The 15,449-nt window shown below is 72.6% G+C and carries 9 protein-coding genes; 4 read left to right on the top strand and 5 right to left on the bottom strand.

Features of this window, described 5'->3' with window-relative positions; translation table 11 throughout:
• Window positions 1–18: 18 nt before the first annotated feature.
• Window positions 19–1,464 carry a polysaccharide biosynthesis tyrosine autokinase gene (locus DEI83_RS09995; RefSeq protein WP_111081803.1) on the bottom strand — a complete coding sequence of 482 codons (1,446 nt, stop codon included), beginning with the start codon at window positions 1,462–1,464 and terminating at the stop codon, window positions 19–21.
• Between the two features lie 157 nt (window positions 1,465–1,621).
• On the opposite strand from DEI83_RS09995, the gene DEI83_RS10000 reads away from it, so the two are divergent.
• The gene (locus DEI83_RS10000) at window positions 1,622–2,344 is read left to right on the top strand and encodes a CPBP family intramembrane glutamic endopeptidase (protein ID WP_111081804.1); all 723 of its coding nucleotides are present in this window, start codon (window positions 1,622–1,624) and stop codon (window positions 2,342–2,344) included.
• A 25-nt stretch (window positions 2,345–2,369) separates the two neighbouring features.
• Here the strand turns inward: DEI83_RS10000 and DEI83_RS10005 are convergent, their stop codons facing one another.
• Window positions 2,370–3,392, bottom strand: a complete 1,023-nt coding sequence (locus DEI83_RS10005; RefSeq protein WP_111081805.1) for a hypothetical protein — start codon at window positions 3,390–3,392, stop codon at window positions 2,370–2,372.
• A 322-nt stretch (window positions 3,393–3,714) separates the two neighbouring features.
• Here DEI83_RS10005 and DEI83_RS10010 point away from each other — a divergent pair, with 322 nt between their 5' ends.
• Window positions 3,715–7,572, top strand: a complete 3,858-nt coding sequence (locus DEI83_RS10010; protein WP_220036774.1) for a TIM-barrel domain-containing protein — start codon at window positions 3,715–3,717, stop codon at window positions 7,570–7,572.
• Window positions 7,573–7,692: 120 nt separating this feature from the next.
• The gene (locus tag DEI83_RS10015) at window positions 7,693–8,985 is read left to right on the top strand and encodes a PP2C family protein-serine/threonine phosphatase (protein WP_146243292.1); all 1,293 of its coding nucleotides are present in this window, start codon (window positions 7,693–7,695) and stop codon (window positions 8,983–8,985) included.
• A 173-nt stretch (window positions 8,986–9,158) separates the two neighbouring features.
• Here DEI83_RS10015 and DEI83_RS10020 read toward each other — a convergent pair whose 3' ends face one another.
• Both DEI83_RS10020 and DEI83_RS10025 read right to left on the bottom strand, forming a co-directional pair.
• Window positions 9,159–9,848 carry a response regulator transcription factor gene (locus tag DEI83_RS10020; protein ID WP_111081807.1) on the bottom strand — a complete coding sequence of 230 codons (690 nt, stop codon included), beginning with the start codon at window positions 9,846–9,848 and terminating at the stop codon, window positions 9,159–9,161.
• Window positions 9,845–11,260: a sensor histidine kinase gene (locus tag DEI83_RS10025; protein WP_111081808.1), complete on the bottom strand. Its 1,416-nt coding sequence runs from the start codon at window positions 11,258–11,260 to the stop codon at window positions 9,845–9,847. The genes DEI83_RS10020 and DEI83_RS10025 overlap by 4 nt, the downstream gene beginning before the upstream one ends.
• Window positions 11,261–11,434: 174 nt before the next feature.
• Between DEI83_RS10025 and DEI83_RS10030 the strand changes: the two genes are divergently transcribed.
• A complete protein-coding gene (locus DEI83_RS10030) occupies window positions 11,435–11,800 on the top strand; it encodes a hypothetical protein (protein ID WP_146243293.1) in 366 nt (121 codons plus the stop codon).
• Window positions 11,801–11,861: 61 nt separating this feature from the next.
• Here the strand turns inward: DEI83_RS10030 and DEI83_RS10035 are convergent, their stop codons facing one another.
• On the bottom strand, window positions 11,862–15,410 hold the full coding sequence (locus DEI83_RS10035; protein WP_111081810.1) for an SdrD B-like domain-containing protein: 3,549 nt from the start codon (window positions 15,408–15,410) through the stop codon (window positions 11,862–11,864).
• Window positions 15,411–15,449: the final 39 nt, after the last annotated feature.

Raw genomic sequence — 15,449 nt, forward strand, 5'->3', positions numbered from 1 at the left:
ATGTCCCCCGACCTCGTCTCAGCGCTCGGCGCGGCTCAGTGCGCCGAGCTTCTTCCCGCCGCGCTTGGGCGGCTTGACCTTCGGTGTGTTCTCGTCCGCTTCGAGGCCGTAGCCGTACCCGTAGCCGTACCGGCCGTAGCCGTAGGCGCCCGGACCGCGGACCGGCATCATCGTGATGACGTACCCGGCGATCGGTGCGCCGACGTTCTCGAGCGCCGAGACGGCGGCGGCGAACTGGCCCTTGTGCGTCTTGCCCGACGCCACGGCGACGATCGCGCCGGAGGCCTTCTTCGACAGGATCGCGGCGTCGGTGACGGGCAGCAGCGGCGGGGCGTCGAACAGCACGTAGTCGAACTCGCCCTCGAGCCGCTCGATGAGGTCCTGCATGGCGCGCGACCCGAGGAGCTCCGACGGGTTCGGCGGGATCTGGCCCGCGGGGAGCACGACGAGGTTGCCGCGGCCCCAGGGCTGTGCGACGTCCTCGAGCTCGGCGCGGCCGATGAGGACGTCGGTGAGCCCGGCGTTCGTGTCCACGTCCATGTACTCGGCGACGCGGGGACGGCGGAGGTCGGCGTCGATGAGGATGACGCGGAACCCGGCGCTGTCGAGCGCGATCGCCAGGTTGGCGACCGTGGTGCTCTTGCCCTCGGACTGGACGGAGGACGTCATCACGAAGGTGCGCGAGCCGGTGCCGAGGTCCAGGAACTGCAGGTTCGTGCGGAGCGTGCGGAAGGACTCCGCCCGAGGGCTGCGCGGGTCGACCTGCACGATGAGTGGACGCTCAGACGCCTTGCTGTCGAAGGCGATGCCGCCGACGACGGGCTTGTCGCTGATCTTCTCGACGTCCTGCTCGGTGCGGACCCGGTTGTCGAGGGTCTCGCGGAGGACGGCGATGCCGACGCCGAGCGCGAGCCCGACCAACAGGCCCAGAGCCACGTTGACCGGCACGTTCGGGCTCACCGGGACGCTCGGCACGTCGGCCTGCTTGACGCGGGTGAGCTTGACGGTGCTGGTGCCGTCCGCATCGGTCGCCTCGATGTTCTCGACGACGTTGGTGAGGCTCTGCGAGGCCGCGTTCGCGATGTCGGCTGCGCGCACGGGGTCGATGTCATTCACCGCGATCGAGATGAGAGTCGTGTCCGTCGGCGCGGTCGCGGACACCATCGTCGCGAGCTGGTCGGCGTTCATGTCGAGCTGGAGCTTCGAGATGACCGGCAGGAGGACGATCGGCGTGGACACCAGGTTCGAGTACGTCAGGACACGCTGCTGCGTGAAGGTGTTGCCCTGCGCCAGGTCACTCGCGCTGCCCGACGTCTCCGTCGACACGAACACCTGCGCGGACGCCGAGTACACCGGCTTCTTCAGCAACGAGAAGCCCGCTGCCGCGGCCACTCCGACGAGTGCCAACACCAGGATGAGGACCCACCCCTTGCGCAACACTGTGATGTAGTCGCGTAGTTCCACGCGGCCCGCCTTCCCCGACGATTCCGCCGCTCTCCTGTGGTCCCAGCACAGGTGCACCGGGGATGTCCCGGTGTACGGCATTCAAATAGTGCCACATGATCGAGCAACGCTCGGCTGTGTCGTGTGTTCCGGTCGCCGCGTCCTCTACGGTGACCCCATGAGCACCGAGTCCGACGTCAAGCACGCCGAGCCCGACACCAGCCGCCAGCGTGACCTGGTCATCCTGCTCGTCGCCCTCGGGGTGGCGGTCATCCTGGCCCGTGTCGTCGGCGGCGTGAGCCGCAGCGGGGGCATCCCGTCGCCCGTCCTGCAGGTGCTCGCGGCCGACCTCGCCGTCTGGCTGCCCCTGGTGGTGGGGATCGTCTGGGTGCTGCGACGGTCGCCGAACCCGGGCCGCGGCCGGATCCTGCGGCTCGAGATCGGGGACGCGATCTTCGCGATCGGCATCGTCATCCTGGTCCGCGTGTTCGACGCGTTCCTCGGGATCGCGTTCGGCGGCAGGACCGGCCTGGAACCGGTCCCCACCCTCGGAACGCCGGACATCACGCTGCTCGTGGTGTCGGCGATCGGCATCGTGCTGGTCAGCCCGTTCCTGGAGGAGGTCTTCTTCCGCGGGCTGTTCCAACGCCGGATGGCCGAGGAGCTCACGCCGCGTACACGCTTCATGGCCGTGCTGCTGACCGCGTTCCTGTTCGCCGTGCTGCACGTCCTCCTCGGCGCCGGGACGACCCAGCTCGACGGCTTCCGGGTGTTCCTGACGACCTTCGCGCTCGGGTCCCTCACCGGCACGATCGTCGCCATGACGAACCGGCTCGGTGGCGCGGTCCTGGCGCACGTCCTCTTCAACGCGGTGGCGGTCGTCGCGACCTGGCCGCGCTGACCATCACGCTGCCGTCGACGCTCGATCACAGTGACGCCGTGGGCTCCGTGGAGGTCCCGACCGCGGACGGCGCATCGGCGTCGGTGTGGTGCTCCTCGGCGTAGGTCTGTGCTCGACGGATCCGGCGCACGGTCAACGGCACCGTGACGAGCAGGACGACGACCATCGCGGTGAGGACGACGGCCGGGAACACACCGAGGTCGCCGCGGATCGCCGTCGACACGAACTGGAACGCGATCCCGACGTACAGGAGACCGAGGAAGACGAGCTGGAACTGCAGGGCGAGCGGAGCCAGACGGGCGTACTCGACAGCACCGCGCTGCTCGGCCTCGTCGAGCGGGAGGGGCTTGCCCCCGAGGACGACCTTCCCGAAGCGCTGCACCCGACCGATGTCACGACCGGCCGCGTCCCGGAGCGCGCGGCCGTACGGGAGTGACACGACGGCGGCCGCCATCGCCGTCGCCGTGAAGGTCAGCTGCCCGGCGAGCAAGACGGTCTGCGCGAGTTCCGAGCCGTCGTCGCCGCCGAGCGCGATGAGCAGCGCAGCCCCGATCGACGTGACCATCGCCGCGACGACGAACGTGACGGCGATCGGACGGACCTTGCGACGGACGACCCCAGCGTCCGCGATCGACGACCCCGGCGTCTCGGGGATCGGGCGCTCCGTTCGTCGGAACAGCGCGCCGAGGGGCCGCGCGCTCGCGAGCAACACCGCCGTGCCGATCGCCAGGACGACCGGCACCCAGATCGGGGCCTGAGCCGACAGCGCCGCGAGCACCACGATCACCACGGCGGCGACGTCGATCGCGACCACGCCGGAGAACCACCAGCCCAGGAATCGACGGCTCTCCGTCGACGACCGGTGGTCCCAGGAGCCGGCAAGCGCCCCGATGACGACCGGACCCATGACGAGGAACGGCGAGGTGGCGGCCGCCGCGATCCGGAGTCCCTCAGATGCGTCCCGGAGCTGGAAGCCGACGAGCAGCCCGGCGCCCAGGGACAGCGCCGTCGTGATGATGATCGTCAGCAGGAAGATCAGGACTCGCAATGGTGCTCCTTCGAACGCGGCGGCTCAACTTCCTCATCATGGCCTGCGCCGAGTTCCGCCGGCCGGTCCCCGCGCTCGCCCTCGCGGCCGCCAGCGCGAGGGCGTCCTGATCCGGTGATCCGGGCCTCCCGTCCGGTCCGCTGAGCGCGACCGCGAACCCTCCGATCTCCTGTCGGACTTCCCTGAGCGGCCTGTGAGCCCTACTCTTTCCCACGTTGTAACGCGGGCGACCAGGGGGTGCTCGCGCGACGACCTCACCCAGATCGCTGTCGGCCTCCCGCCGACGAACGACCGGACGACGACGTCCACGAGGAGCACACCTTTGCGTCCCACTCTCATCTCGACCCGGAGGCGCCGACGCGCACTCGGGTCGTCCCTCGCCGGAGCTCTGGTCGGCGCTCTCGCGCTCGGCGGCCTCGGCATCTCCGCCCTGCCGGCAGCCGCCGCGCCGGACGCCCGCACCGTGATGTCGGGAGACGCCCGCTTCCAGGTGCTCTCCCCCACCCTGATCCGGACCGAGTACGCCGGTGACGCCCAGTTCATCGACCAGGGCACGTTCAACGTCGTCGGTCGCGACGACTTCGCCGCGACGCCGTTCACGCAGACGCGCGCGGACGGTTGGCTGACGCTGAGCACCGGGAAGATGACGGTCAAGTACCGCGAAGGGACCGGGGACTTCACCCAGGACAACCTCCAGGTCGAGCTGACGTCGTCCACGGGCCAGGCCGTCACCGGCACCCCGTGGGTGGCCGCCGAGACCCCGGTCTGCACGATCGGGTCGCTCTGCGAGGCCGAGACGCTCGCGCTGCAGGGCGTGGCACCGGCGAAGGATCACGGCGGGTACACCGGCAGCGGTTTCGCGGCCGGGTTCGAGTCCGTCGGCAACACGATGACGTTCCGCACCACCGTCGCCGAGGCCGGCAGCTACGACCTCGCCATGCGGTACGCGAACTCGCAGGGCGGCGACGGCAAGGTCGAGACCCGCACCCTGAGCATCGTCGTCGACGACGCGGCGCCCGTGACGCTGCGCCTGCCGGCCGGCGCGAACTGGGACGAGTGGAAGCAGACCACGGCGGCCCTCGACCTGACCGCCGGCACCCACACCGTGCGCATCGAGCGCACCGCCGCCGACTCGGGCCGCGTCAACATCGACAGCCTGGCGATCATCCCGTCCGGCGCCGACTACCCCGCACCGACGGCAGCCTCCGACGGTGAGGACTGCGCGTTCGGCGCGGTGTGCGAGGCCGAGGAGGCCGGACGCGCCGGCAACGCGCAGGTCGCCACCGACCACAACGGGTTCTCGGGCGACGGTTTCGCCTCCGGGCTGTGGGGCGGCGCGGACTCGGCGCTGACCACGCACGTGACGGGCGTGCCGAAGGCGGGCGACTACGCCCTGCAGGTCCGGTACGCGAACGGCACGGCGAACTCCCCGGAGCTCACCGTCGCGCCGGCCGGCCAGGAGGCCACCACCGGCACCCTCGCCCCCACCAGCGGCTGGGACTACTGGAACACCACCACGGTCCCGGTGCACCTGGCGGCGGGAGCGAACGACGTCACGCTCGGCTGCCCGACCGTCGACAACAACTGCAACGTGAACATCGACACCATCGCGGTCGTCGACCAGTCGTCGCCGCTGCTCGCCGCGCACGCCCCGCTCGGCGGGTACCGACGCGACCTCGACACGGCGAACGGCTCCGTGAAGACCAACCCCGGCCTGCTCTACCAGGACGGCTGGTCGCTCCTCGACGACACCGCGTCGGCGCTGTACGACACCGCCACCGAGCAGACCACCCCCCGCGGTGACCACGGCGGCGAGGGGTACCAGGACGGCTACGTGTTCGGGTACGGCACCGAGTACACGACGGCGCTCAAGGACCTCGCGACCCTGACCGGGCCGTCGAAGCTCCTGCCCCGCTGGGCCTACGGCGTCTGGTACTCCGAGTACTACGACCGCTCGCAGGAGGACTACCTCGCCATCGCGAAGCGCTTCCAGGACGAGGGCGTGCCCGTCGACGTCATGGCGATCGACACCGACTACAAGACCGGCAGCACCACGAACCAGGGCGACAGCAAGTGGAACGGCTGGTCCGTCGACCCGGCCCGCATCCCCGACATGACGAGCCTGCTCGCCGACTGGCACGAGCAGGGCATCCACAACACGCTCAACATCCACCCGTCGATCTCGGGCAGCGACCCGGAGTTCGCCAAGGCGCAGGCCACCGCGAAGGGCAAGCTCACCAAGGGCGACGGCGACCGGTACCTGTTCGACTGGTCCGACCCCGACCAGCTCAAGGCCTACTTCGAGCTCCATGACACCCTGCAGCCCGAGGGCGTCGACATGTGGTGGCTCGACTGGTGCTGCAGCGAGAACTCGAAGTACTCCGCCAACGGCGTCACGCCGGACTCGTTCATCAACCAGCAGTACGCGAAGTACACGGACGAGCAGCTCGAGGGCCGTGGTCTGGCGTTCTCCCGCGCGTACGGCTCGCTGACCGCGGGCGGCTACGGCAACCCGCAGGCCGTCCCCACCGGCCCGTGGGCGGACAAGCGCACCACGCTGCACTTCACCGGTGACACCACCTCCAGCTGGCAGGAGCTCGCGGCGCAGGTCGGCTACACGCCGGGTGAGTCGGCGGCCACCGGCCTGTCGGCGATCAGCCACGACATCGGCGGACACAACGGTGGCCAGTACGGCATCGAGGGTGCCGAGCCCGGCACGACGCAGCTCCCGCCGGACATGTACGCCCGCTGGGTGCAGTTCGGCGCCTTCCAGCCGATCGACCGCCTGCACAGCAACCACAGCGACCGCCTGCCCTGGCAGTACCCGGCCGAGGCCAACGCGTCGGCGAAGCAGTTCCTCAACCTCCGCGAGGACCTGCTCCCCCTGACGTACACCCTCGCCGCGGACGCCAGCCGGACCGGCACCCCGATGCTGCAGCCGCTCTACCTGCAGTACCCCGAGGCACAGGAGTCCTACGCGCAGGCCGGCAAGGAGTACCTGTACGGCGAGGACGTCCTGGTCGCCCCGGTGACCACGGCGAACGGCGACGACGGCACCGCGACCACCTCGGTGTGGTTCCCGGCCGGTGACACCTGGACGGACTGGTTCACGGGGAAGACGTACGAGGGCGGCACCACCGCCGACGTCACGACGGACCTGACCACCATGCCCGTCTTCGTCCGGAGCGGCGGCATCGTCCCGACCCGCTCGCACCACGTCGCGAACGACGCCGCACCGCTCGACGCGGTCACGGTGACCGTCGCGGCCGGCGCGGACGGCTCGTTCGCCCTGCACGAGGACTCCGGCGAGGGCCAGCCCGCCGCCGCAGCCGGCGCCTCGGCCCGTGTGGCCGGGAACTCGGCCGCGACCGCCATGCGGTTCACGCAGCAGGCGGACGGCGGGACGCTCGACATCTCGCCCGTCGACGGCTCGTTCGACGGTCAGGTGCGCGAGCGCTCCTGGACGGCGACGTTCACGAACGCCGAGCGTCCGCAGACGGTCACGGTCGACGGAGCCCCCGTCGCCGCGTCCGAGTGGACGTACGACGCCGACAGCCGCACCCTCACGGTGCCGGTCGCCGAGCGCTCGGTGACGGACCGGACCGTCGTGCGGTACTCGACGCTCGCGGCCGCTGTCCCGAGCCTCCAGGTCGAGGACCCGCGCGTCGCCGCGGGTGCCACGCAGACCATGACGGGCACCGGGTTCCCGGCAGACGCCTCGGTGACGCTGGCGACGACGCCGGACCTCGGTGACGACGTCACCGTGCGGACGACGGCCGACGGCTCCTTCACCGCAGCGCTCGCCGTCCCGGCGACGGCGGCGACGGGTCGGGTGACCGTGACCGCGTCGGTCGGCGGGGCCGTGCTGGCACGGGCCGCGTTCGACGTGACGGCAGCCGCCCCGCCGACCGCCTCGCCGACGCCCGCGCCGGGTGACGGCCCGGGCGCCGGTCCCGGCACCGGCGGCCCGGGTACCGGTGACGGTGGCTCCGGTGACGGCGGCTCCGGCGCTGACGGCTCGGGTGCCGACGGCAGCCAGCCGGGAGGCTCGGGTGCCGACCGCGACGGAGCGCTGGCCTGGACGGGTGCGAACGTGGTGCCGATCGGCATCCTCGCCCTGGTGCTCCTCGCCGCGGGCGGGCTGCTGCTCGCCCAGCGGATGCGGCGCCGCGCCCGGTAGCGCGACGCCCACGACGACGGCGCGGTACCCGGACCGGGTGCCCCGCCGTCGTCGTCCACACCCCCTCTTCGGGTCGGCTCCCGGGCGTGCCGCCGACAGACCCGGTAACCTGCCGTGAGCATGCCTCGCCCAACCAGCGTCATCGACAACCCCCTCGTCCGGCAGGCCCCGATCAGCGGCCTGCTGGCCCTCGGTGCGCTGTGCACCGTGGCGTTGCCGTCCCTCGCGGTCACCCACGTGGAGCTCTTCCTCGCGAGCCTCGTCGCGACCGCGATCGCCACGCTGATCGCCGCGATCGCGGTCTACTTCCCGCGGGTCGCGCCGCTCGTGCCGATCCTGCTGGCGGTCGACTTCGTGTCCATCGCCCTGTTCCGCACCGGCACGGGTGCCGGAGCGTCGGTGTTCACGTCACTCGTGGTCCTGCCCGTGGTGTGGTGGGCGTCCCTCGAGGGTCGGCGCACGATCCTCTACTCGGTCATCGGCGTGACCTTCGTCATCCTCGCCCCGTTCGCGCTCCTGCCGGGCAACGTCCCGCGCCCGAACGAGCTCGTCCGCCTCGGCATCACCGTGATCGTGTTCGGCACCGTCGCCGTCATCGTGCACGAGCTGTCGCGCCGTGCCCGACGCTCCGTGATCTCCGCCCAGGCCCGCGAGGACAAGGTCCGCGCTGAGATCAGTCGGGCCGCCGCCGTCCAACGCTCGCTCCTGCCGACCTCGAGCGACCACATCGGCCACGCGGTCACCGTCGCCGGGGCCTGCCTGCCGGCCAAGAGCGTCGGCGGGGACTTCTACGACTGGTACCGAACCCGGGGCGGCATCGCCGTCAGCCTGGGGGACGTGATGGGCAAGGGCGTCGGCGCCGGCCTCATCGCCGCGGCCGTCCGGGCCACGATCCGGAGTGCCCGCACCGTCGACGACGCGTCCGAGGCCTTGCGCCGAGCCTCCGACGGCCTCGCCGCCGAGGGCGCCGGCACCGACGTCACCTTCACCACACTGTTCCACGCCCGGATCGACGACGACGGCACGCTGCAGTGGGCGGACGCCGGGCACGGGCTGAGCTTCGTCCTCCGCGCTGCCGGCGGCGTGGAGCGCCTGCGGTCGGTCGACCTGCCGCTCGGGATGGGCCTCCGCGACGAGTGGGCGACCACGACCGGGATGCTCGAACCGGGCGACCTGCTCATCTCGTTCAGCGACGGCGTCCTCGACCTGTTCGGCGGGCGCGACGACGCCGTCGACTCGGTCGCCGAGCTGGCCGGCACGACGCGGGAGCCGGCGGCGATCGTCGCGGCGCTCACCGAGCGGGCCGCTGCCGTGCCGCACGACGACGACGTGACCGTCATCGCGATCCGCCGCGAGGCCGTCGCCACCGAACCCACCGAGGTGGCGGCTGCGCCGCTGACGCGCTCCGCCTGACACGCAGGCCTGGTCCGGGCCGCGGCGGGCGGGCCTGGTCCGCGCTGTGCGGGCTGGCTCGGTTCGCGCTCAGCGACGCCGTTCGTGGTCGCGTGCGCGAGCGGTGTCGCCCGACGCGGACGGTGCCGGTCGGGAGGCCCCCCCGCGGTTCCGCCACGAGCCTCCCGTCCGGATCAGGCGGACCAGTCGGGACGGACGAAACCGCTCTCGTAGGCGAACACGACGGCCTGCACGCGGCTGGTCGCGCCGACCTTGCCGAGGACGCTGCTGATGTGGGTCTTCACCGTGGCCTCGCTGATCCAGAGGTCCTTCGCGATCTGCGCGTTGCTGGCGCCGCGGACCAGGGCGCCGAGGACCTCTCGCTCCCGGGCGCTCAGCGTCGCGAGGGCCGACGCGTGCGCGGTGGGTGGGGCTGGCGCTGCGGGGCCTCCGGCGGCGGGGGTCGTGAGCAGCCGGTTCTCGAGCAGCGCGCGGGTCATCGAGGGCGCGATGAGGGTGTCCCCGGTGAGTGCGGCGCGCACCCCGGCCGCGATGAGGTCGGGTCCGGCGTCCTTGAGCAGGAACCCGAGCGCCCCGGCACGGACGGCGTCGAGCAGGTACTCCTCGTCGTCGAAGGTGGTGAGGATGACGACGGCGCCCGCGGTCCCCTCGGACACGATCGTGCGGGTGGCAGCGATGCCGTCGAGCACCGGCATCCGGACGTCCATGAGCACGACGTCGGGGTGGAGTTCGGCGCACACGGTGACCGCGTCGGCGCCGTTCTGGGCCTGACCGACGACGGTCAGGTCCACCTCGGCGTCGACCATCATGCCGAGCCCGGTCCGGACGACCGCCTGGTCGTCGACGATCACGACGCGGATCACGGGGCCGCCACCTGGCGGTCAGCGGGCGCGGCAGCGGCAGCGGTCACGGCAGCGGCAGCGGCAGCGGCAGCGGCAGCGGGAACGGTGGATGCCTGGCCCCGTGCCGCAGCCGGAGCCGGAGCGGTCGACCGGGGCGGAACCGACGACCGGGGCGAGGTCGGCTCGGTCGCGGGCGTGCCCACGGCCGGAGCCGCGTCCGCCCCTCGGACCTCGCGCGGGGCCTCCAGGGTGACCCGCCACCCGCCGCCGTCGACCGGACCGGCGTCGAGCACCCCGCCGATCGACGCGGCGCGCTCGCGCATGCCCCGGATACCCGCCCCACCCGCGGCGAGCGCTGGCACCCTCGGGCTGCCGTCGGTCCCGCCGTCGTCCAGGACCTCGAGGCGGATGCGGTCCTCTGACGCTGCGAGGGTGATCCGCACCGAGGAGCCGTCGTTGTGCACGAGCGTGTTCGTCAGTGCCTCTTGGCAGACCCGGAGCACGGCGAAGTCCTGCATGACGCCCAGACGCCCCGGCACGCGGAGGTCGACGTCGACCCGGACGCCGGTCGCCCGCACGCGCTCGGCGGCGTCCTCGATCGCTGCCCGCAGCGACAGCGGTGCGTCGGTCGTGCCGCCGTCCCCACCGGCACGGAGGACCCGGACCACCTTCCGCATCTCGGACAACGCCTGCTGCCCGGTGCCCGCGACCCACGAGGCGTACTCGGCGAACTCGGCCTGGTCGGCGACCCCGACGCGCACGAGGGCCTGCGACCGGACGACGATGGCGGCCATGTGGTGGGCGACGACGTCGTGCACCTCGCGGGCGACCGCGGTCCGCTCCTCCGAGGCGATCCGGGCCTGGTCGGCTTCCCGCAGGCGCACGAGCTCCTCGTTCCGGCGCTGCAGCACGAGCTCGGACCGCCGGCGTCGTGCGGTCGCGCGGCCGAGGAAGGCGCACGCGACGAGCAGGATCCCCATCAGGACGACGGTCGACCAGTCCGCGTTGCTCGACCAGACCCGCCAGTCCCCGAGCACGGGGATCCAGTACCGGACGGGAACGAAGGCCAGCGGCAGGAACATCGCGAGCGCGGTCGGGACCGCTGCGACGGCGAGCACCGCGAGCACCCGTCGGCCGGCGGCACATGCCAGGTAGACGGCGATGACGAGCGGGATGAGTCGGACCTGGAGGACGTCGAAGGTCCACGACGGCCACGCGACGACGACCCCGACCACCGCGAGCAGCGGGTACGGCAGGCGCTGCCCCACGGCGATGCACACCGCGACGAGCAGCGCGGTCAGCCGGTAGTCGTCGAGCCGGGTCGGGTACCACCCGGCCCGGTGCAGCCCCTCCATCGCGATGAGGGCGACCGCGAGGAACGCCACCCCCGCGAGCGCGGACCGCACCCACGGCGGGATCGGCAGAGGACGCATGGCGAGAGGCTAGCCGCCGCTGCCCGCGTCGCGCCTCCTCCGAAGGTCGGAGTCGTCGACCGGGTCGATCAGTCGGACGGCCGGGAGGCCCAGCCGATCCGCCGATGCGGTCACCGTCCGCCTCGCCGCAGGCTGGTGCTGCCGCACTCGGCGGCCGACCGGACGGAGCACCTGATGCAGAAGAAGACCGCAGCCACCCTGGCCACGCTGGCCCTCGTCGCCGCCATCGCCGCCACCGGCGTCGCCGCGGCGACCGTCGCCAGCCCGGACGCGTCCGGGACGGAGGGCGGCTCCGTCCGGACGAGCGGGACGTCCACGGTCGTGCAGACGACGGCGGTGACGGCCGACGAGGACGAGGACGGATGGCAGGGGCAGCTGCCGGACGCCGACCGCTTCCGCGAGCTCTCGCACACCGACCAGCGAGCGGTGTTCATGCGCGTCGATCGGCTCATCGGGGACCTCCGCGGAACGGGGGACGGTGCCGGGCTCGTCGCGCAGCTCACTGGCTACCGCAGCGAGATCGAGCGCGCTCGCGGGTGACCGGATGACGGGATGACGGGCGGGAGGCGCGGATCGGTTCGGTTCCGCGCCTCACGCCCCCTCAACGGCGGCGGGCGCGGCTCCGGCGTCCGAGGACGATCGCACTGCCGAGCGCGAGGAGCAGCAGCGCGGCACCGAGTGCGATCGGGAGGCCCGCCACGCCCGTGAAGGCGAGGTCGCCCCGACGCGCAGCGCCCGTGACATGTGCTTGCCCCGGGACCGCCGCAGATGAGCCGGACGACTGCTCCGCCGGTCGGCCGCTCCCACTGCCCGAGCCGTCGGGCGTGCCGTCGCCGCCCGGTGTGCCCGCTCCGCCGTCACCCGCTCCACCGTCCCCCGGTCCACCGTCTCCGGGGCCGACCGAGTCCTCGGCCGGCAGCAGACCGGCGTCGACGGAGGTGGTGCGATCCACCCCGTCGAGGACACCCTCGGGCGTCGTCAGTCGGCGGAGCGTGGTGGTCTCGGTGGAGCCGTCCTCGGCCGCGTCCGAGTCGACGGCATCGTCATCGCCGACGTGCTGCCGCGTGAAGCGTCGGTCGTCAGGCGCGTCGAAGGTGACGACGTACACACCCGGCCTGAGGCCGCCGAACCGGTACCCGCCGTCCGCGTCGCTCGTCGTGCGTCGCTCCACGGCGCCACCGGTGTCATCCGTCCCCGCGATCCGCACCTCGACCGCCCCGATGCCGGGCTCGTCCGCGTCCTGGAGACCGTCGCGGTCGACGTCGGACCAGACCCGGTCGCCGATCGTGCCGGCGACCACCCGGATCGTGGCGCGGTTGGACTGCACGGGGAGGGCGATGTCCGCCACGCTGAGACCGAACCGGTTCGCGTAGGTGTCGCCGTCCTGCTCACCTTCGGTCACGAGCGCCAACCGGTGGGTGACGGAGGCGCCGACGGCGACCGGGGCCGTCCGGGTGATCCGGATCGCGGTCACGTCCCGGAGCGACCCGGGACACCCGTCTGCGCCGAACTCGTGTTCGGAGCACCACGTGGTCGAGCCACCGGGCCGGTTCGACGGGTCCGCGCCCACGAGCGAGACGGCAGCGGGCGCAGCGGCCGTGTAGCACACCTGCTCCCCGGCATCAGCATCGGCCGCCACGGGCTCGGCGAGCACTGTCCGACCGTGGAAGGACCCGTCCTGCGCGACGGTCCCGTCCGGCAGGACGTCGATGAGGTCGGAGCCGTGGAACGGGTCGGGGTCGGTGTTCGTGTAGACGAGGTCCCACTCCAGCCGGTCGCCGGCGACCACGACCGGTTCGACGGCGTGTTCCTCCACGCCGACCCCGCCCGTGGTGGTGACCTGCACCGCGCGCTGCGCCCGGCGGTACTCGGCGGGCGATGCATCGGTGGCGGAAGCGACCTCGGCCACGTTGTCGATCGGACCGGCGGGCGCCGCGGTCGAGATCGTGGCCCGGTAGGTGATCGGCGGGATGGACGAGTTCGGTCGGACGTCGTGCATCGTCCAGGTGAGCTGCTGGTGCCGCTGCCCCTGCGCGTCCTGCACGGTGTCGACCGCCGGGGTCGTCGACGCACTGTCGGGGACGTAGGTGGTGTCCAGCGGCAGGGTGTCACGGACGGTGACCGTCGTCGGACGTCCCTTCGCGTTCCCGTTGGTCAGCGTCGGGTAGAGGGCGTACTCGAGGGTGTCGCCCGCGACGGCGGAAGTGGTCCGGTCCGGGGTGTCGGCAGCGTCGTGGCCGGGGTCGACGGTCTTCTTCGCGATCCGCGCGAGGTTCTCGGTGATGATGACGCTGTCCGTCAGGCCGCCGACGCCGAGCGACGGGTCGGCGCTGTCGTGGACCCACCCGGGGTGCTGCGTGCCCGAGGAGAGGTGCCCGAAGTCGAGGGCTCGGGTCCCGTCCGGTGCGTCGAGGACGGTGACCCACGAGTACAGCGCCGCGTGGCGCCCACCGGCCAGGTCACCGACGGCCCGGACTGCGCCGACCGCGGCGATGCCGCCCGGCACGTCCTCCGGAGCGTCGTACCAGGGTCCGTCCTCGTCGTCGCACGTGCGCTGCTGCCCCTCGGCGGCGGACGTCATGTCGTACGCGGCGTACTGCACGTGCGCGTCCGAGAGACCGGCGACCTGCGCGGCCCGGGCCGGACTCCCGAGGCTGGTGAGGCGCTGGGTGGCACGGTCGAACGTGTCGCAGAGAACCGCGTCCTGGTACGGCGAGAGCCCGCCGTTGCGCATGGTGACCTCGCTCCGGAGCCGGGCCCCCGCGGTCGCCCACGGGTCACCCTCGCGCGCGGACCCGGGCCGGACCTCGTGGGCGTCGCCGACCACCCGGTAGAGCCGCTTCCCGCCACTGCCCGGGTCGAACTCGACGAGGTTGCGCTCGGACACGTTGTCCGCCGTCGGTTCGGTCTCGCCCGCGAAGTTCGGGGCTCCGCTGACCGACGTGGTCTGCAGCGGGGTGAAGGTGTTGCGGGACAGGACGTTCGTCCCGCTCGACGGCTCGGGCAGCCAGAAGCTGATGTACCCGGCGACGACGAGGCCGACCTTGCCACCGGCGATGGGGCCGCCGTACTGGTTCTCCGTCGGCATCCGTGTGGGGTCGGTCACCGTCCCCGTGATCGTGACGTCGACGTCCTCCCCCGGGCGGCTCTGCGTACAGCTGATCGTGCCCGAGTCCGCGACGGCCCGGGCACCACCGCCCGCGCCGCCCGGCAGCCCCGCGAAACCGGAGGCACCGCGCGCGTTCGGACCGCACACGGGTTCGTCGCCGTTCCAGAGCCGGGCACCGGACGGCAGGTCGCCGAGGAGCTCGGAGACGTCGTCGGTGAAGGTCATCGGGCCGCCGGCCCCCTCGAAGCCGAGCAGACCCTGACCCGGGACGACCGGTTGCCAGTCGACCGCGATCGGGTAGACGAGCTGGATCCCGCGCTGTCCGCCCGGACCGGTGACGTCCGTCCGGAGGGACGACGCCTGGATGTCCTTCGCCAGGTTGTACCGGGCCGCGGCGGAGACCGTCGTGGTGGGCGAGGTGGCCGTGACGGTCCCGTCGTCGGCGTCGTCCGCGGTCCCGGTCGCGCTGACCGCGATCTCGTCCCCGTGCCGGAGGTCCGCGGAGACGTCGAGGACGGCCGGCACCGCGACCGCTCGGCCTTCGGGCACCGTACCGAGGTCGCAGACCAGCTCCTGGCCGTCGATCCGTGACCCGCTGCCGGTGCAGCGCGAGGGCACGGCGGCCCAGCTGGTGCCGGCCGGCGCGGTGAGGGTGAAGCGCTCGTGCGAGCTGGCTCCGCCGGTGGAGTTCATGGTGACGCGGTACGTGATCGCGTCGAGCGTGCGGACGATGCCGTTCGCGGCGCCGCTGTCGCCGCCCGGCTGGTCGTCGGGGCTGAACGGACCGTTGCCGTCCTTCGCGACCTCGATCGCCATCGCGACCTCGGCGTCGGTCGACGTCGCCGGGGACGGGGTCGGCGCCGTCGATGCGGCTGGTTGGGTCCGTGCCGTCGGCTTCGGCGATGCCTGCGGTTCCGACGGTGCCGGCGACTCCGTCGGTGCCGCCGGTGCGGACCTCCCAGCAGCGTCGATGACGGACGGTCGCCCCGCGACTGCCCAGGTCGGTGCCGCCGCGGTCAGGACGAGGCTCGCGGCGGTCACCACCGTTACCGCGATGCGGGAGGGGATGCGTGGTCGCAA

Origin of the sequence: Curtobacterium sp. MCBD17_021, assembly GCF_003234525.1 — a bacterium.
In the GTDB taxonomy this organism is placed as follows: Bacteria; Actinomycetota; Actinomycetes; order Actinomycetales; family Microbacteriaceae; genus Curtobacterium.

Bases quoted from the DNA above. Each gene is read 5' to 3' on its own strand.
- DEI83_RS10000 (WP_111081804.1), top strand. From the start codon at position 1,622: ATGAGCACCGAGTCCGACGTCAAGCACGCCGAGCCCGACACCAGCCGC.
- DEI83_RS10015 (WP_146243292.1), top strand. From the start codon at position 7,693: ATGCCTCGCCCAACCAGCGTCATCGACAACCCCCTCGTCCGGCAGGCC.
- DEI83_RS10025 (WP_111081808.1), bottom strand. From the start codon at position 11,260: ATGCGTCCTCTGCCGATCCCGCCGTGGGTGCGGTCCGCGCTCGCGGGG.
- DEI83_RS10030 (WP_146243293.1), top strand. From the start codon at position 11,435: ATGCAGAAGAAGACCGCAGCCACCCTGGCCACGCTGGCCCTCGTCGCC.